Origin of the sequence: Nocardia sp. NPDC050799, from assembly GCF_040654015.1 — a bacterium.
Classification (GTDB): domain Bacteria; phylum Actinomycetota; class Actinomycetes; order Mycobacteriales; family Mycobacteriaceae; genus Nocardia.
Genome location: NZ_JBFAHF010000045.1, coordinates 13,823 through 32,148, shown reverse-complemented (window position 1 = coordinate 32,148; position 18,326 = coordinate 13,823). Strand labels below are relative to the sequence as shown.

Sequence of the window (18,326 nt, the reverse complement as noted above, 5' to 3'; positions counted from 1 at the left end):
CGCCTTCGAGCCGGAATAAGCCTACCAAGGCTGCCCTGACCGAACGGCCGGCTGAACCAGGTCCCCGCGCCTTCCCGCAGCCGTCGGCTTCGTAATGTGCTGGCCAGAACAGCGATTCGAGCGGCAATCTGTGCGACGAGGATCATCGGCCGGGACCCCATCTCGAGGACAGCCGTACGGGGAGCCGATACGCTTCCGGCAGGAATGCATGGACAGGGGGCGTCGCATGATCGTGGAGGTTTGGACAAGGGTCGAGGTGCGGGCGCTGCGTGACGCCGCGCTGCGGATGACCCAAGAGCAGTTCGCCGAACAGATCGGGTGGTCTGTTGCGACCGTGCGAAAATGGGAACGTGCCACCGAATCGCGGCCGGTGCGCGGGCAACGTGCCGCCGACCTCGATAGTTGGCTCGCCAAGCTGAGTCCGGAGCAGATGCGTCGATTCGCTCTCGCCGTATCCGCCCCGCGGGCCGCAGCACAGCGACACTCGCCGTCTGGAGGCGTAGAGGATGAGGCAGACGTGAACCGCCGCGAATTCAGCAAGGCCGCCGCGCTTACCGTCGCGACGTTGCCGCAGTGGAATCCGTCCCGCATCGGTATGGCGGATGTGGACCGTCTCAACGCATTCACTGCCGAGCTGGAGGCCGCCCAGCAGAGAGTCGGAGGTGCAGGGCTCCTGCCCACTGCTGTCGATGCATTGGAGCGTAGTCAGGCGCTGGTGCACAACTGTGTCTTCGACGATGCGACTGGCCGAGCGTGGATGTCCGCAGTAGGCGAGCTCGCTGTTCAAACCGGCTGGCTCGCTTACGATGCGGAGCGCACCGGACTGGCCTGGCGCTGCTATTCCGATGCGCTGTCATTGGCCTTCACGGCGGACGACGACGATCTAACCGTCCATGCGTGCCTGAACGCTGCCCTGCAGACCACAACCCTGGCGCGTGTCGGCCGAGCGTCCCCGTCGTATGCACTCGCACTCACTCGCCGCGCCGGAAGTCTGGTGCGGCGGCGGCCGGCGGGACGGATACACGCACTGATCGCCGCACGTGAGGCCGCCGCACACGGAACGGCTGGTGACTGGATCGGTGTCCAGCGTTCAATGTCGGGGGCCTGGCGTGAAATAGACAATGCGATCGGTGATGAGCCGGTGGGCGAGTGTACTCCATGGCTGCGGTTCGTAAGCCATTCCGAGATCCGGTTCCATGAGGCGCGGGCCTGCACCGATAGCGGCCGTCACGAGCGGGCGCTCGGCTTGTTCGAGGTCGTCGCGGGTGAACCGGCGAGTGCGGGCAACGCTGTGCACAGGGCAGCCTGGAAATCAGCGGCGCTCGCCCGCACCGGTGACACGCGGTCAGCGATCGATGCGGCAGCACCGGTGCTCGATGCGCTGGAGGGCTGGCTGTCGTCTCCGCGCGCACTCAAAGCGCTGGCACCGGTGCGGCACTCGGCCGAGACCCTTTCCGATGGTGACGAGTTCCGGAATCGGTTCGACGCGCTCATCACGGCGAAAGGCGCAGTAGTCGACTGAAATCTGTCGATTCGACCAGCTGGACGCCCGCGAGATTCGCGACACCGTGCAGGATGTGTACGCGCGCTTATGTGAAAGCTATCGCGAGCGGCGACCCGTTCGAGTCCCTGGAGGCGGCGCTGCGCCGAGTCGACGCCTACCTGTATTCAGATGGTGAGGCGATCGGGCAGGCGTGGGGGTGGTCGCTCAATGAGAATGCGCAGCCATTACGACAACGTGACCGAATGGATGCCGAGCTCGACCGCGGTCTGCTTGGCGGGTTTTGCTGCCCCGACCAGAGCGATCGTTCGGGTCCAAGATAGGCGCGCGGCACATAGGTCAGCCCTTTTGGGACTGTCGGTTAGCAACCGGAGTTGACCTGCCCCACCAAATGGGTTCCAGTGGCCGTGGCTAACTGGCAGCGGTGATGGGTGTCTTCTCGGAGAGTAGCTCGAACTCGATCGGGGTGCGGTAGCCCGGTGACGAGTGGCGGCGTTGACGGTTGTAGAAGATCTCGATGTAGTCGAAGATCGCGTTCGCGAGTTCGACGCGGGTTTTCCATTTCTTGCGGTCGAGTAGCTCGATCTGCATCGAGGACCAGAACGATTCGATCATGGCGTTGTCCAGTCCGTCACCGACGGTCCCGAACGATGGCAGCAGTCCGGCCGAGCGGATCTTCTCACCGAAAACCCATGAGGTGAACTGACTGTATCCTCGGCTCTTGGTGGTTATGCTTGCGCCGCGTAATGTCGATGACTGGGTCCATTCCACTCACCACGAGCTGACGGTTAGGAACTCCATGTTCTGGGTCAACTTAAAGGGTGTTAAGGCTTCTGGTGCCGAGAAGACGACGGTTAGACTTCCCTATGAGCAGCGTTTCGACGCGCCGGAGTTGTGCCGGATATTGCGCGTGCTGGGCGGCGGTGGGTTTCTATGACAAAATATGTTCCCGCTCCGGATGAATTGGAAAAGATTGAACCGGCGGACTTTGAGACAGTCTTGCGCACCCTCGGTTGGTCACAGAGTGGCGGAATTCCTGGCCTGGCCCGGCAGTGGGTTAAGTTAGATGATGAATCTGAGCCGTCGGTTGTTATTCCGGTTAGGAAGGACATCCGTGACTACCGGCGGAGAATAAGTGAGGCAATTTCCGTCATATACTCGGCGCAGGGTAAAAGCGCTGAAGATATCGTCATTCAATTCCTTCTTCCGGGGAGCGATGAAATTACCAACTCCAAGGATGAGGAGACCATCGCGGGATCTATCTTATGGGAGTCGGGAGAAAAGCAGATGTTAGGCCTTAAGGAAATGCTTGTAGCGGCTGCGAAGAGTACCGAAAGTCGCGAGTCGCATTTCCGAAATCGGCGCTGGAAGGCTGCGAGCCGATATATGTCTCAGGTAAGAATGGGGCAGACGCGCGTTGGAAGCTACGTCGTCACTGCGCTATCGCCCGTAGGAGCTTTACCAATCGATGGTCGGTCGGGTGTGTACGAATCGAACTTTGGTCCTACCGGACGGGACGTAGTTAATACGCTCTTTTCGGCTCTGTCTGCTGTGCCTGAGTCTTCCGATCAATTTATTCGGCACAGCAACGCTGGTGTATTCCTGGAGGCGGTGCAGGATGGAGTATCGCTGGAGTTGGTCCGTGGAATAAAGGATAATCTCGGTTCTTCCGCTAGCGTCGAGACTAGCGTTTCATGGAGTCCAAAATCTGATGACCGGTTCGCGCTGGATCGAGTTGATTTCGAGCCTAAGCATGTCATGCCACTTGAGGTTGCGTCGGTCTACCTGAGTCGTCAGGAGAAGTCGTCGACGGTTACTGTCGTTGGTAGAGTTGTAAAGCTGGAGAGCGCGGATCCGGAGGAGGAAGGTATCGTCACGCTTCAAATCCTGGAGGGTAGTGAAGCGCCTCATATTCGAGTGCATCTTGGTGCGGAATATAGGAAAGCGGTCGAGATTCACGGTCGCAGTTTATTGATGGTCGCGCGAGGTAAGCAGGAACGGCCGGGGCGCGATTACACTCTGACGGAGGTGACCGAGGTGCGTTTCTTTGATTCGCGCGGTAATTCTGAAAGTCTGACCGATTCTCTGATTGAAGAGGGTTACGAAGATGCTTCGGATCCTCGCGGCGATTGAGCAGCTGACAATCAATGCGAGTGGAGTTGTTATTCAGCCACTCCGTCTTCAAGGTATTGGTTGCGTAACGCTCGTCGGCGAATCTTGCCTGTCTGTGTTTTCGGCAGCTCAGTGATGATCTCCACAGTTCTGGGCCGCTTGTAGGGCGCAAGACGATCTCGGGTGAAAGAGATCAGCTCGTCGGACTGGGTGGTGTATCCGTCCTTCAACGAGACATAGGCAGTCACCGATTCACCGCGGTATTCGTCGGGAACGCCCACAACTGCTGCCTCAAGCACTGCTGGATGTTCATAGAGGATGTCTTCTACCTCACGGGGCCATACCTTGTACCCGGAGACATTGATCTGGTCTTTGATCCGGTCGACCAGGTAAACCCACCCCTGCTTGTCCACGATCGCGCTGTCGCCGGTTCGGAGGCGGCCTTCGGGCAGGGCGGCCTCTGATTCTTCTGGCTTGCGCCAGTATCCACGGATGACCTGTGGGCCGGTGACGACGAGTTCACCTTGGCTTCCGGGTGGAAGAGGACATCCTTCGGGGTCGACGACCTCGACGCTCACTCCTGGCAGCGGCAGTCCGATGGACAGCGTACCGCTGTCCGGGTCGACCGGTGCGCTCGTTCCGGGCGGCACCGCTGTGACCGCCGACGAGGTTTCGGTCATGCCGTAGGCATTGTGGATGTAGTGCCCGAACCGCTCCCGGAATCGGGCGACCGTACTCGGCGGAACCGGTGCACCCCCGCTGAACAGTGTCTTGATGCTCGAGAAGTGTTCGGCGGAGGCGTATTCGGAGTTCATCATCGCGTTGAAGGCGGTGATGGAACCGATCGTGTAGGTGACTCCGTGCTCGCGAAGTGCGTCGAGCGCGACATCGGTGTTGAAGCGCCCGGTGAAAACCAGCGACGTCCGTTCGGTCAGCGCGAGCGCGCCGATGACGACCGCCCCGGTGATATGGAACAGCGGGGCGAGCGCGTAAACGACGTCGCCGGAAGTGATCCCGGCCATCCGGGCGAAACTGGTGGTCACCGCGAGCACGTTGGCGTGCGAGTTCATCGCACCCTTCGGCGGGCCGGTCGTGCCGGATGTGTAGGCGAGGAACGCCAGGTCCTCGCCGCGCACCTGAACCTGCGGTGGTTGCTTGCCGACGTACCTGTGCGTCAAACCGAGCAGGTCGGGGTCGCTGGGGACCAATGGTGCCGACTCGGTGCCGATGACCCGGCGGTCGTGGCGGCACTGCAGTTCCGCCTCCGCGGTACCGAGCACCCAACGGACCGTGCTGTCGGCGACATCCTCCCGGACCTGCCGCACATCGCGGTCGGTGGTGATGATCCCGACCGGCTCGGCATCGCCGACCAGTTCGCGGAGTTCCCGCCCGCGATACATGGGGTTGAGCAATAGTGCGGTGGCGCCGAGTTTCCACAGCGCGAGCAGGACCAGCGCGTATTGCGGAATGTTCTGTAGGTGGATGCCCACCCGCTCCCCGTGCCCCACGCCACGATCGGCCAGCGCGGCAGCGAGTGCGTTGGCGAGGTCGTCGGTCTGGCGCACGGAGAGTGTGGTGTCGAAGTACACGAGGGCGGGGGCGTCGGGGTCGTGGTGGACCCGGTCGTTCCATGCCTCTACGAGTGTGTCGAAGTGTGGGTGGAGTCCGGGCACCTCCCGTTGGGCGGACGCCCCGTCCGCCGCACCCTCATCAAATGCGGCGGACGGGGCTTTCCCGGTGTTTCCGGTGCTCATGCTGGGAGTTCCTTGCGGCTGGTTTCCCGGATGGTCGCGACGGTGAGTAGTCCGATGGCGCAAACACCCATCACCCAGTAGGCGGGCGACATCGCGTTGCCGGTCGATTCGACGAGCTGGGCGGCGACATAGGGGGCGGTGCCGCCGGCGGCGATGGTGCCGATATTGAAGCCCAGCGAGACGCCGGTGTAGCGGACCGTGCGGGGGAAGAGTTCGGTGAACAGCGGGAACGCCGGGACCTGGACTACGCCGTTCAGCACCATGTAGAGGAAGTAGACGATGCCGATGACGAGGATGCTCTCGGTCGCGCCCATGATCATGAATGCCGGGAGGGCGATGATGACGTAGCCGAGGTAGCCGCCGATGAGTACCGGTTTGCGTCCGAACCTGTCGGTGAGCATGCCGCTGAGTGGGAAGGTGGCGCAGGCCAGGGCGATGGCGATGGCCGAGGTCCAGTAGACGGCGTCCTTGGAGAAGCCGAGGTCTTTGATCAGGTAGACGCTGAAGTAGGTCAGGCCGATGTAGCCGGAGCCGTTCATGGCGATGGCGACACCGACGACGCGGAGTACGGACCACGGATTCTTGGTGACGGTGTCGAGCAGCGGGCTCTTGGTGACCTGCTGCTTTTCGGCCATCTCCTCGAATTCGGGGGTGTCCTCGAGCTTCATCCGGACGCGGAGGCAGACGTAGGCGAGGGGGAGGGCGAGCAGGAACGGGATACGCCAGCCCCACGACTCCATCTGTTCGTCGGTGGTGACGAGGGCGACCAGGCCCACGACGGCGGCGGCGACGGCGAAGCCGAGGGTGGAGCCGACCGGGGTGAAGGAGCCGAAGAAACCGCGGCGCTTGGGTGGGGCCGATTCGGCGATATAGGTGGCCGCGCCGCCGACTTCGCCGCCGGCCGAGAAGCCTTGGGCGAGGCGGACGAGCACCAGCAGGACGGGGGCGAGGACGCCGACGGACGAATGCGTCGGGAGCAGGCCGAGGATGCCGCAGGCCACGCCCATGGCGACCACGGTGATGACGAGGGCGTGGCGGCGGCCGCGGCGGTCGCCGAGGCGGCCGAAGAAGATGCCGCCGAGGGGGCGGGCGACGTAGGCGACACCGAAAACGGCGAGGGTCGACAGGATCGACACGCCGGAATTGTCGGAGGGGAAGAACAGGGGGGCGATGGTGACGGCGAGGAAGCCGTAGACCGCGAAGTCGTAGTACTCGATGAGGGTGCCGACGCCGCCGGCGATGGCGGCGCGGCGGGCCACGGAGTTCGACTTCTTCGGCGCTGCTACCGGCGACGTGCCGGAGGGCGGCGTGGGTTCGACGCGATGATCGACATTGGTCATTGCGGGGTTCCTTGGCGTGCGTGTTCGGCGAGGAGGAGTTCGTACGAACCACCGGCTTCGATGACCTGAACGGTCCGCGGATTCGGTGGGGTTCCGACCAGGTCGGTGCCATCGGGCAGGCGCAGTGCTGCGGCGCGCCAGTCGAGGGCCACGGCATCGTCGACCCGGACTGCGGTCGAGATACCGGGGATCGTGATCAACGGCATGCCGTTGAAGGTCTCGCCGCGCCAGAAGCCGGGCGAGAAGGATTCCGCGACGATGGCCGCGATCCCCGCGTTGCGGAGGGCGACCATGGGTGGATAGTGCGGATGGCCATAGCCGAAGTTACGGCCGCCGACGATGATATCGCCGGGGCGAACACGGTCGGTGAAGGTGGGGTCGTAGGCCTGCATACACACCGAGCGCAGGTGGTCGGGGTCGTAGGACTTGATATTGGCGACGCCGACGACGAGATCGATATCGAAATCGTCGCCGAAGATCCAGGCGACCTTGCCTTCGATGAGGTCCGGCGGTGGGGGATAGGCGCTCACTGGACCGACTCCTGGATCGTGCCGGCCAAGGCGCTGGCGGCGACGGTGTAGGGGGAGCCCATGTAGATATTGGCGTCGGAGCTGCCCATGCGGCCGGAGATGTTCAGGACGCCGGTGGAAATGCAGTTCTCCCCGGCTTGCAGGGGTTTCTGGTAGCCGAAGCAGAAATCGCAGCTCGATATATTGATATGCGCACCTGCGGCGCGGAGCACGTCGAGGAGGCCTTCCTGCTCGGCCTGCTCGTACACCTTCTGTGAGGTGGGGACGACATTGAGTTCGACGCCGGGGGCGACCTGGCGACCGTCCAGGACCAGGGCGGCGGCGCGCAGGTCCTCGATGCGGCCGCTGGCGCAGGAACCGATGAAGGCTTTCGTGATGGGGGTGCCGGCGAGTTCCTGGGCGGTTTTGGTATTGACGGCCCGGGCCGAGCCGGGGAGTACCACCCGGGGAGTCAGGGTGGAGAGGTCGATGGTGTGGCGGGCCGCGTAGGTGGCGTCTGGGTCGGGATAGACGGGGTCGAAGCTGCGGCGGGCGACCTCGTTCGCGTAGGCCAGTGACGTCTCGTCGGGTTCGAAAACGGCGGAGACGGCACCGGTGAACATGGCCATTCCGCACAGGCCCTGGCGGTGGTCGATGGTCATGGCGCGGGCGCCGGGGCCGCCGAATTCCATCACCTGATGGGCGCAGCCGTCGGCGCCGACCATATCGATGATGGTGTGCACGAGGTCGCGGCTGTCGACGCCGGGCGGGAATTCGCCGACGAGGTCGAAGCGGGTGGTGGCGGGGATATCGACGAAGACCCGGCCGGTGACCCAGGCTTCGATGAGGTCGCGCCGGATACCCCAGCCGAGGGCGCCGAAGGCGCCGATACCGCTGATGTGGCCGTCGAAATGGACGAGGAATTCGCCGGGGATGGCGAGGCCCAGCTCGGCGGTGAGCTGGTGGCCGATACCGCGGCCCTCGTGCAACTCGATGCCGTAGAACTCGCACCAGTCGCGGGTGACCTGGTGGACTTCGGTTTCCTTCTCGTTGCGCTTGGTGAGCATGTGGTCGATGAAGACGATGTAGCGGCTCGGGTCCTGGAGTTCGGTGATTCCGAAGTCCTCGCGCATCTGCCGGAACATCACATCGGTGTAGCCGGGGAAGTCGTAGGCGATCATGCGCGCCGGCTGCACCGCGTGGTTCTCGCGGGCGCGGACCGTGTCCTGATCCGAGGCGCGGCCCAGGATCTTCTCCGTCATCGTGTAACCCACGGCGGTCACTGCTCCTTCGCGGGTAGGTACTTGTTCTGCATGGCCTCGACCTCGGGGAAGCCGATCAGTTCGACGAACTCGTGGTGCTGGAGGGCGTCGGCGCTGACCTGGGCGGGGGCCTCGCCCGCGGCCAGCCGCTTCAGTGTCTCGCGGGCCGCTCCGGCCACCGCCATCAGCACCTGGGTGGGCAGCAGGGCGAGCCGGACGCCGATCTGGTCGAGGATCTCGGGGGTGAAATCGCGTTCGGTCCAGGTCGAGGCGGTGAGGGTGGCCATGAGCGGGACGCCGACCTCCTCGTGGCAGCGCTGCCACTGTTCGACGGTTTCGAAGGTCTTGGTGACCGGCATGATCATGTCGGCGCCGGCCTCGACGTAGGCCCGGGCGCGGCGGATGGCGTCGTCGCCGCGGGCGTCGGTGCGGGCGATCAGCAGGACGTCGTCGGGGATGGAGTCGCGGACGGCGCGGATTTTGCCGGTGGCCTCGTCGACGGTGATCAGGTCGACGGGGTCGCCGACGCAGATGGGGCAGGACTTGGGGGAGACCTGGTCCTCCATGAACATGCCGCCGACGCCGGCGTCCGCGAATTTGGCGGCGGTGCGTGCGGCGTTGACGGCATTGCCGTAGCCGGTGTCTATATCGGCCACCAGGGGCAGCTTGGAGGACTCCCGGATCGTGCGGACTGCCTGGAGGTTCTCGGTCTGGGTGTAGAGCTCGGCGTCGGGGAGGCCGAGGGCGGCCGAGACGGCGAAGCCCGAGGCGCACAGGGCGCTGAAACCGGCCTGCTCGGCGAGGCGGGCGGTCAGACCGTCCCATACGCCGGGGGCGTAGACGAGTCCGTTCGACGTGAGGTCTTTCAAGGTCGGGCTGCGCACCAGTCCACTCTCCGTTTCGCAATGCGGAATGCGTTTCGTATCTCGATATGAGACGGTAAGGTGGCTCAGGTCACAAGTCAACCCCGAGCGAGAGAAGTGTTCGTATGGTGGCGAGATCGATCGCACGACCCATGGAAGCGAGTGAGTATCAGTGGCTGTGCCCGTAGAGTCCGAGGCGCCGGGGGGTCGCGATGTCGTGGGCGCCGTCCTCAAGGCGTGCACGCTGCTCGGTCACTTCAGCGCGGACCGGCCCGCCTGGACGCTGAACGACCTCACCGTGGCGAGCGGGATGAACAAGACGACGGTGTTCCGCCTGATGGCCACACTGATCCAGGCGGGGTGGGTGGATCGCACGGAAGAAGGCGCCTACCGCATTGCGATGCCGGTATTCGAAATCGGGGCCGCGGCACTGTCGAAACTCGATATCCGTGCCGCGGCAAAACCTTCCATGTCCGAGCTGGCGACCACCTTTGGTAACACGGCCTATCTGATGGTTCCCGCCGAACAGGGCGCGGTGTGTATCGACCTGCTCGAGGGCCGCAACTCGCTCGTCGTCGCCGGCATCAATATCGGATCCGTCATGCCCTATCACGCCGCGGCGGGGCCGACCGTCATGCTCGCGCACTCGGAGGCACTGCGGGACAGGTGGATCAGTAAAGGCCTGCCGGCGATCACCGAGCGGACCATCACCGAGGCGGACCGGCTCGTCGAACACCTGGACGGGATCAAGAAAGCCGGTTACTCGGTGAGCAACTCGGACTATCTGCCCGGGGTCGCCGCCGTGGCGGCACCGATCCTGGGGCGGGACGGATCGGTGGTCGCGTCCATCAGCGTGGGTGGCCGGGCCGAGGAGTTCGACGGCGACGCGCTGGCCGCGAAGATCGAGAAGGTGTGCGACGCCGGAGCTCGGATCACCAGGATCGTGCAAGCGCTACCGCGAGCCTGACGGCTACCCGGCTCCCCGGCAATGGTTTCACGTCGAGACTCCCTGATCGACGGTCTCACTGCCACGGGGTCGGAATCGGCTCGTCGTGGGATTTCGGCCGGCTCTCTCGTCCGTCGTGCGGTGTCAGTGCTTGGTCCGGGACGCCGCGGCCGGCGTGCGGAGCCCATGGCGGGGGGTTGCGGTGGCGGTGCGGAAGGTCGAGGGCATCTTCGATATCGGTGGGCGGGGGTGTTCGGTAGCGGGCTTGCTTCGGTGCTGTTCCGGTGTTCGCGGTGTCCACCGGACGCACGCCGGTGTTGGTCGGCGGTGTGGCTTGGGTGGGTTCGGACCCGAGGTGCTCGTCGGGTTCGGGAGAGATTCCTACTTTCGCCGGTCCGGTATTCGTGAGGTGGGTTTCCGGGCGGTTTTTCCAGGGTTGCGGTCGATGAGTGGTTGGTCCGCTCTCGCCTGGGTGTCGTGTTTCGATGACCGACAGGAAGTCCTCGGGCCGGTTCGGTGCCGAGGCTTCCGGAGTGGAGCGCGGAACGGGGCTCGGATCCGGGGGAACGGGAGCTTCTCGGCCGGCCGGCTCGGGGTGGTCCGGTGACGGGACGGTCCCGGATGGCGAGCCTTCGAGCTCCACCTCCGGGTTCAGTGTGTGTACGCGGGCGTGCTGTTGTCCATCGTGTCCATCGACTCGACTCGTGGGCAGCCACTGGAAGAGCTTGCCTTTGTTGTTATCGGTGAAGTAGGCGACGAAAACTTCGTCGGAGTCGTCGAGGAGGCCCCCGAGGCGGAGGGGGACGCCTTCGACGTCGGTGAGGATCGCGCCGTCCACGCTGGTGCCCTTCCGGGTCACCACGACGGCGAGGGCGATGCCGTTTCGTCCGGTGCGGACGGTTTCGGTGATTTCGGAGACGGCGGCGTCGCCTTTGGCCGGATGCGGTCGCAGTGGAGCCCCGATGGCGACTTCGAGGGGTTTCCAGCGGTTCTTCGTGTCCAATTGCGCATTGTTGTAGTCGGGCTCGGGTGAGTTGTCGTCGCTGAGTGCCCGGAATGCGCGGGCGAGTCGGATCGCGATACTACTGACCGCGGCAGGGTCGGGGGCGACGGATCCCGGCTGCTCGGTCGAACCTTCCTCGGTCTGCTCGGTCGAACCCTGTTCTGTCGGTGGTGGCGTATTCCTCCGGTTCCGGGTGGCATAACCGAGTGTCGCCGCCCCGACCGCTGTCGCGCCCAATATTCCGGTGTTCAGCCAACCTGTGAAATCGCCACCGTGGGACAAGATCGCGCCGGCGGACACGCCACCTGCTATTCCGGCCAGTGCGCTGACGATATCAATTGTCGACCACGCGCTACCACCGGATGATTCGGGAACGACCCGGTCGACTTCGCTGTTGAATTTCTTGTTCTGAACCATATTGATCATCCCGCTGAAGGCCGAAACACCCCACAGGACATAGGGGTTGGTTGTGGTGGCGAATGCTGCCATGATGCCCGCCAGCGAAACAAGGGATGCGGGATAGGTCCAGTTGACGTGGGCGCGCTCGATCCATGACTTCGGTATCTTCGATGCCGCCACGATTCCGGTGCTCACCGCTCCCATGAGTGCGGCTTTGGTCCAGGACGAAAAATCGTTGCTGGTCACGATATTCACGAGATGTACCCCGCCCACCGTGTTCGCGAAGACCGCCGGGAGGCTCAGTCCGAGGAAGCCGCGCAGGTAGGTGTCCTTCCACAGCAGCTTGGTGCCGTCGAAGAATCCCGGCTTCTTTCCGGTGTCTTCGGTGTCTTCGGTGACTTTCCGCGCAGGATCTTCGGTGGCATCCAGCGAAGGGGAGGGAAGTATGCGCAGTATGGCCAGGTGCACCAGATGGGCCAACGCGAGGGTCGCGAACAGGAGCGCGGAGGCGATCGGTTGGAGTATCGGGCCGAGAGCTTTGCCGAGTGCGCTGGCCAGTGCGCGTTCCATCAGAATGTAGGAGGTAGCGAGGTCTTTCTCCGCCAGTGTTCTGGCCAAACTTTTGCCATAGCCTCTGCTGACTATGCCGGCGATCGCATCGATAACCGAGATGAGGCCGGCCGCAGCCAGGAGCGCCGTCGCCGCGCCTGCCAGACCGGCCGCGATCCAGCCGCCGCCGGCGAGCATGGTCACGAGCCCGGCCGTGGACAGCAGTATCAGCGTTTTACGGTTATCGAGTCTGTCCGCGATCGGCCCCGCTACCAATTTCCCGGTCAGCGTGCCCGCCTGGGCCAGGGCTGCCATCATGCCGACCATCCCGATCGAAGCACCCAGGTCGACCATCGTCAGCTGGGCACCGCTCACCCAGGCGCCGCCCAGCACGCCGGTCCCGGTACCGCCGAGGAACCGCAGGAACATGTTCCTGTTCTGGGGCCGGACCTTGCTGCGAATCCACTGCAGGAACGATTTCGAGGGTTCGGGTAGCCCCGGCCCGTCGGGCGCTGCGGCGGGTGGGCCATGAATCTTGCGCTGTCGCTCCGTCGCATTCGGGCCGTCGACCTGATCCGGGCGTAGTGGTTGGAGCCGGCCCGCGGAGTCCTGGGTGAACTCGAGGACGAAAGCGGACCTGATCCGTGCGGAGTCGGACGGCTTCCACTCCTCGCGGGTCCGGACACGGGCTATGCGCCGGTCCGTCCGCGGGCCGGTCTCGGTGGCCGGTTGCGCGATGTTGGTGTCGAAGACGACAGTCCGGTCACCGATGGTGGTGACGGTGTAGCTGTGGGCGTTGGTGCCGTAGTCGACGACGATGACAGCGGTGTCGATGTTGTTGGCGGGGTCCGCGACCTTGTCGAGGATATGGGCGACCGGGTCGGTGGTGACCGATCCGGGAATTCTGGTGAAGGCGCTGTCGAGGCTTTCCTCCAGGTCCCGCCAAGTGTCGGCGCCCTTGGCCGGGACGGTCGCGCCGTCGTAGCCGAGCGCGTGGGTGGCGCGCACAGATTGGACGAGGCAGTCGCGAACGTATGCGGGGGTCTCGGTGACGGTGCTGCGTGTCTTCCGGGCCATCGCCGACGATTCGTCGTGGACCGGTCTCGCCAACAGCTCGGCGAGACGGAGAAACGCCGCATATTGCGTTGTCCTGATCGCGTCGGTGGACCGGCCCAGGGCCGCCGCCGTGGCGGCGGGCGACAGTTCGAGCAGGAAGCGATGATGCAGCACCTGCCGCTGTCGCGGTGCGAGTTGTTCGATCCCGTCCTGCAGCGCCCGCGGGTCCTTCTCCAGCGCATCCCGGACCGTCTGGGGTAGCTGCCCGGAGATTGTGCCCCGGGCCAGCGCCAGCACCAATCCGGAGGCGGTCGAGGCGGCCGCACGCTGGGAGCCCGGGGCCGCCGCGGGCGAGGTACGCGGCACCGGTGGCGGAGATTCCGTGATGTGAGGCGCGCTGACACTCCGGCCGGGGTCGCCGATCCGGCCGGCGGGTGCGGCTGCCGGATGGGCCGCACCGATGAGCGTTCGGTGCCTGTTCCACGGTGTGTGCGCGGCGGCTTCGGCCCCATCTGTCCGGTCGGCTCCGGCCGTCGGCATTCGGCCCGGCTGCTGGTTTCGGCCGGCGCGGGGGGTCGTGTCCGGGATCAGCAGTCCGGCGCCCGGATCAGCCGTGAAGGTGAGGCCGAACCATGGTGTGGGTGCGCTGTCTTCGGCCGGAATCCCGTTCGACGGCGATGTTTCGAGCAGGCCGCCCGGAAACGGGTCCGTCCGGGCCGCGGTTCGAACAGCGTGGTCGGCGTGCTGGATGGGTGCCGCGTCCAGATCGACGGGTGAATTGTGGAATGCGGCCGATGCGGTGCTCGCGACATCCTCGGAGCCGACGCGCGATATGGGCGCTCCGGCCGGGGCACGGGCCTGGACCGCGTGAGTCAACTCGCCGACGGCGGCGAGTTGTCCGGCGGTGAGTTCGTGGCCTCGTCGCAGCGCATCCTGCGCGGCGGCGAAGTGCTCGGCCTGGGTGTGCGCCAGATGCCCGAGAGCGTCGCCCATGACGTTCTGCAACTTCTCGCCCAGCCAGCCGCCGAGGTCGTGGCTGCCCGGAACCTGCCATCCGTCGAGCTGTGCGGCACGGAAACCGGCCGAGTTGATCGCCTGCGCCAGGTGCTGCACGGGCGCTGCCGGTGGGCCGTGCGCCGGATCCCAGCCCAGAGTGGTGAGGACGTGCTGGAGTGTGGTGGGACCGATTCGGCGCTGCAATGCCTGCGCCGCAGCCGGATGGCCGTCCTGCGCCTGTCGCAGCAGCGTATCGGCGTCGGCCGCCGACCACTTGCCCATTGTGCCGGTAAGGGGTTCACGCTGTCCGGCGGTGGCGGCGCTGGGAACGCCGCCGGACAATTCCTCCGGGAGTTGGTTGGTCGCCCGCGAATGCTGTGTTCTCTCGTCGTCGTCGGACCGGTCGGCGGGAGGCGCGCGGGTGGCCGGACCCGAGGTGTGGTCGACCGGGGACGTCGCCTGCCGGCGCTGCGCGGCCGCCTCCTCCTGTAGTGGATGCACCAGTCCACGAAGGTCGTTCTCGGCTCGGGTCAGTCGAGCCCGGGTCTCGACGGTCGGCGCCGCCCGATGCTCGCCGGCAGCTTGGGTGTACTCGCCGGCATATTTGACGACGACCTGCCGCACCATCGGGTTCTCGGTAAGGGCGTACAGGTTGTCGCCGGGGGAAATGTAGTACCGGACGCTACCGGGATCGCCGTTACGGGCGGCGCGGTTCTGGGCCTGGATATCGATATCGTGGGAAAGCGCCGAGCGTCCGGTGACAGCAACATGCAGGCCGCCCAGTTCCCTGGTCACCGCGTTGATCGGGATATCGACCCCGCGGGCGCCCTGCATATTGATGACCAGGACTTTCCCCTCTTGACCCGCGGCGTCGAAGATACGTTGCAGTTCTGCCTCGGCGCGGGTGCCGTGCTCGAGGAACCATTTCGCGTCCACCGCGATATGTTCGACCCGGCCGGGATGGCCCGGATCGTCCGGATGCAACAGCTTCGACAATTGGGCGACGATATCGTTACGGTCGGCCAGGATCAGCTGCGGTCGGCCGGTCTCCTGCATCTGCTTGATATCGGCCGCGAGAGTCCGCAATTTCATGGCTTCGTCGGGTGAGATCGTATCCGCCATGACCTCGAGCTTCGAATCGTGGAAACGGTCGACGGTGATGACATCGGTCCCGAGGAGGTCCGCGAGCTGCGTCGCCGAACCACGTGCGGTGCCCGAGGCGCCGGTGACCTTGTCATAGTTCTGCGCGCCGAACAGTTCGCGCGCGGTGATGGTTTTCGAACTGTTCGGGTCGGCTTGGACGACCAGGCCGTGCTTGGCTTCGATCGCCTGGGCCAGGCCGCCGTGCCAGCGGCTCTCGGTGGCGGTTTCGGGATCGTACAACACCTTGTGGGTGGTCTGGTCGATAATGAATACCCGCTCCCGGCCGGCGATTTCGTGCCGGATGTAGTGCACATTCTCGATGTACTCCCACTTGGCGGCGGCCGCCATGTTCAGCCGGTTCAACTCCCCGGCGCCCAGCGCGCGGCCCAGCCGGTGCTCCAGCATCTGACGGCCGCTTTCCGTCAGATTCGCGGGGCCGCTGCGCTGCTCCCGCGCGAGTCCGAAATCGGAGGCTGTCAGAATGCCTTTCTGCAGAATGTCGTGTGCGACGACAACCTGCGTGGTGACCACGGTATCGGCCGGTCGGCCCGCCCCATCGGACAGAAAGTACTGGGTTTCGGCGTGGACGAGTGCCTCGTCGATCTCGTCGATCGTGGCGTGGCGGCCCGGCACCCAGTTCTCCCGCAACGCGGCGAAACCCACGTCCTGCTGGGTGCCGATATAGATGGTGGGTCTGCCCGGTGTGGGTGGTGGCAGTGCGGTATCCGGGTTCATGCGCACGATATCGAACCCCAGCGGGCCCCACACCTCGGTGAATCTGATGAATTCACGGCCGGCCAGGGTGTCGCGGGTGGTGATCACCTGCGCCGACCCGTGTGCCAGGGCCTCGCGCGCCCCATGGGCGAGAAAGACCAGTGATTTGCCCTCGCCGGCATCCATGTTGACCACGCCGTCGTGCATGGCCTTCATCGCCACTACCTGTGTCCAGCGCAGCACCTTGCCCTCGCCACGCCGGATCACCTCGATCAATGCCGCGTCCGCGTCGGCCGGGCTGCCGCGCAACATCTCGACCAGGGTCTCACCGGAGGCGTTCACCAAGCGCTGTGCCTCCGGGATATCCGGACCGGAGCGAGCCGCGTAATCCCGCAGTGTCTCCTCGGCGTCCTGTCGTATCCTGTCTCCTTCCGGGGCTGTCGCGCCGGCCTCGTCCGGGTGCTTTCCGGACCCGTCGACGGGTCCGGCCCGCTCGGTCTCGGGTTCGCCGGACCGATCCGCGGTCGGCGCCGGTTCGGGTTCGTCGGCTCGCGGTTGCGGTGCGCTCCCGGTTTCGTCGGCCGATACCGGCCGATCAGGTCGCGCCTCCGGAGTTACCGGGTGCTCCGCGGTTCCGCTCGTATCGCGGTTCGTGCCGGGACGTCCCCCTTCTGAGGGGTCCACGCCCCCTTCCTGGTGGTGTTGCCGCGGATCAACTGTGCCGCTGACCGCATGGTTTCGCGTGCCCTCACCGACCGTGGTGGAATCGGCGGGATGTACCGCGCCGAGGGTGTTGACATCTGTGTGCGGGGAGCGGCCACCGTCCGGCGGGTGCGACGACTGGATCCGGGGCGCCTCGTTCGTGGGCAGCTGTTCACCTGTGGGGTGCGCGATGTGGTCGGCCCGGTTCTGATCGACGCCGCCGGGGAACGCAGTGTCCGAACCCTGGGGCCGCTGGATACCCGCGTGGTAGTCCTCGTGGATGAACGGCGCCGGTCGCGAGATCAGATCGGCCGTGGCTCGGGGGCCCGGGGCCCGATTGTTCGGGTTGTGGCCGAGGGGACCGTGCTCGCCGACCGCGGGGGTGAATACCTCACCGGCAGCCCGGGCGTTGCGAACCGCACCCCCGGGCGCGTCGACCGGGGGAGGGGCGTCGGAGTGCAGGGTCCCGGTGAGAGCGCTGACGGCGAGGGCACCGGCCGCGAGAGCTCTGGCTGTGCGAGCGCCCCCGGGGGCGGCGGGAGCCGTTGCGCGGGTGGCGCTACGGATATCGGCGGCACCCTGTGCGGCGGCGCCGAGGAAACCACCGACCATGGCCGGAATCAGCGTTTCGCCGATGCTTTCGAGGGTGAACTCCTGGCCCACAAGCCCGACCGAGGTACCGACGATACCGCCCGCGAGTCCGGCACCGGTACCGACGAGCGCCGTGCCACCGACTTGGTAGAGCATCCGGCCGAGGCCGCTGTGCGCGCCCTCGGCCAGCGCTACCGTCTTCGGAATGACCCACCGCTCGCCGATCTTCTTGCCCGCGAGTGCGCCCGCGGCGCCGCCGGCCCAGCCGGAGATCGCCATCATCTGGGCACTCGACCAGTCCATCGACTCGCGGGTGCCGTTGCTCATCTGACCGGCTTGCATGAGGACGTTCATGCCGCCGACCTGCAAACCACCCCAGAATCCCGCGTTGCCGGCCAGTCTGAGCGTGCTGCGTTCGGCGGCGAACTTTGCGGATTGGCCAGCGATGAAGATTACGGTTTTCTGGCTGACGACCTGCAGCGCCGTCTTTGTCGCCATGCGGTGGATGAGCATCTCGATCGTGGCGCCGGCCGGGGAGAACATGATCGCGGAGCGGAGCAGTTGCCAGGCCAGGAGCCCTGCGAACCCGTAGACCGTCCACTTCTGTAGTTCGGTGTTGTTCGCGTTCTCGTACAGCTGTTCGGCCAGCGAGTCGTTGCATTCGGCTTGAGCCCGAAACTTCGCCGCCAGGCTTCTGTGGCTCTGTGCCGCTCCGTCCCCACCTGCACTCCGGGTGGCGGCCGCGCTCTTCACTGCCCGGTCGTCGTGGTAGTCGGCGGCTGCGCGACATTCTTCGGCCTTATCCGACCAGTATTCGGCCATTTCGCGCATCGCGGTCTCGTCGCCGTGTGGGAAATGACCGGCCGTGCATTCGACTACCATCGGA

General features: G+C 65.4%; 10 protein-coding genes and 2 pseudogenes. 5 read left to right on the top strand and 7 right to left on the bottom strand.

Features of this window, described 5'->3' with window-relative positions; genetic code table 11:
• Positions 1 to 94: 94 nt before the first annotated feature.
• Both AB0H42_RS31485 and AB0H42_RS31480 read left to right on the top strand, forming a co-directional pair.
• A pseudogene (locus AB0H42_RS31485) lies at positions 95 to 355 on the top strand (helix-turn-helix domain-containing protein); the annotation flags it as partial.
• Positions 356 to 517: 162 nt separating this feature from the next.
• Positions 518 to 1,522, top strand: a complete 1,005-nt coding sequence (locus AB0H42_RS31480; RefSeq protein WP_357062704.1) for a hypothetical protein — start codon at positions 518 to 520, stop codon at positions 1,520 to 1,522.
• Positions 1,523 to 1,912: 390 nt separating this feature from the next.
• Here AB0H42_RS31480 and AB0H42_RS31475 read toward each other — a convergent pair.
• Positions 1,913 to 2,206, bottom strand: a pseudogene (locus AB0H42_RS31475) (integrase core domain-containing protein); the annotation flags it as partial.
• Between the two features lie 25 nt (positions 2,207 to 2,231).
• On the opposite strand from AB0H42_RS31475, the gene AB0H42_RS31470 reads away from it, so the two are divergent.
• Both AB0H42_RS31470 and AB0H42_RS31465 read left to right on the top strand, forming a co-directional pair.
• The gene (locus AB0H42_RS31470; RefSeq protein ID WP_357062667.1) at positions 2,232 to 2,438 is read left to right on the top strand and encodes a hypothetical protein; all 207 of its coding nucleotides are present in this window, start codon (positions 2,232 to 2,234) and stop codon (positions 2,436 to 2,438) included.
• Positions 2,435 to 3,634, top strand: coding sequence for a hypothetical protein (locus AB0H42_RS31465; RefSeq protein ID WP_357062665.1), 1,200 nt, complete (start codon positions 2,435 to 2,437; stop codon positions 3,632 to 3,634). Before AB0H42_RS31470 ends, AB0H42_RS31465 begins: the two co-directional genes overlap by 4 nt.
• Before the next feature lie 29 nt (positions 3,635 to 3,663).
• Here AB0H42_RS31465 and AB0H42_RS31460 read toward each other — a convergent pair whose 3' ends face one another.
• The 5 genes from AB0H42_RS31460 to AB0H42_RS31440 are packed head-to-tail and all read right to left on the bottom strand — an operon-like array spanning position 3,664 to position 9,362.
• On the bottom strand, positions 3,664 to 5,367 hold the full coding sequence (locus tag AB0H42_RS31460; protein ID WP_357062664.1) for an AMP-binding protein: 1,704 nt from the start codon (positions 5,365 to 5,367) through the stop codon (positions 3,664 to 3,666).
• Complete coding sequence (locus AB0H42_RS31455) at positions 5,364 to 6,707, bottom strand: MFS transporter (RefSeq protein WP_357062662.1); 1,344 nt, start codon at positions 6,705 to 6,707, stop codon at positions 5,364 to 5,366. The genes AB0H42_RS31460 and AB0H42_RS31455 overlap by 4 nt, the downstream gene beginning before the upstream one ends.
• Positions 6,704 to 7,237 carry a 3-isopropylmalate dehydratase gene (locus AB0H42_RS31450; RefSeq protein ID WP_357062661.1) on the bottom strand — a complete coding sequence of 178 codons (534 nt, stop codon included), beginning with the start codon at positions 7,235 to 7,237 and terminating at the stop codon, positions 6,704 to 6,706. The genes AB0H42_RS31455 and AB0H42_RS31450 overlap by 4 nt, the downstream gene beginning before the upstream one ends.
• Complete coding sequence (locus tag AB0H42_RS31445) at positions 7,234 to 8,478, bottom strand: aconitase family protein (RefSeq protein WP_357062702.1); 1,245 nt, start codon at positions 8,476 to 8,478, stop codon at positions 7,234 to 7,236. The genes AB0H42_RS31450 and AB0H42_RS31445 overlap by 4 nt, the downstream gene beginning before the upstream one ends.
• Positions 8,479 to 8,495: 17 nt before the next feature.
• Positions 8,496 to 9,362, bottom strand: a complete 867-nt coding sequence (locus tag AB0H42_RS31440; RefSeq protein WP_357062659.1) for an isocitrate lyase/PEP mutase family protein — start codon at positions 9,360 to 9,362, stop codon at positions 8,496 to 8,498.
• Between the two features lie 157 nt (positions 9,363 to 9,519).
• Here AB0H42_RS31440 and AB0H42_RS31435 point away from each other — a divergent pair, with 157 nt between their 5' ends.
• Positions 9,520 to 10,308, top strand: coding sequence for an IclR family transcriptional regulator (locus AB0H42_RS31435; RefSeq protein ID WP_357062658.1), 789 nt, complete (start codon positions 9,520 to 9,522; stop codon positions 10,306 to 10,308).
• A gap of 55 nt (positions 10,309 to 10,363) precedes the next feature.
• Here the strand turns inward: AB0H42_RS31435 and AB0H42_RS31430 are convergent, their stop codons facing one another.
• The gene (locus AB0H42_RS31430) at positions 10,364 to 18,322 is read right to left on the bottom strand and encodes an MFS transporter (protein WP_357062656.1); all 7,959 of its coding nucleotides are present in this window, start codon (positions 18,320 to 18,322) and stop codon (positions 10,364 to 10,366) included.
• Positions 18,323 to 18,326: the final 4 nt, after the last annotated feature.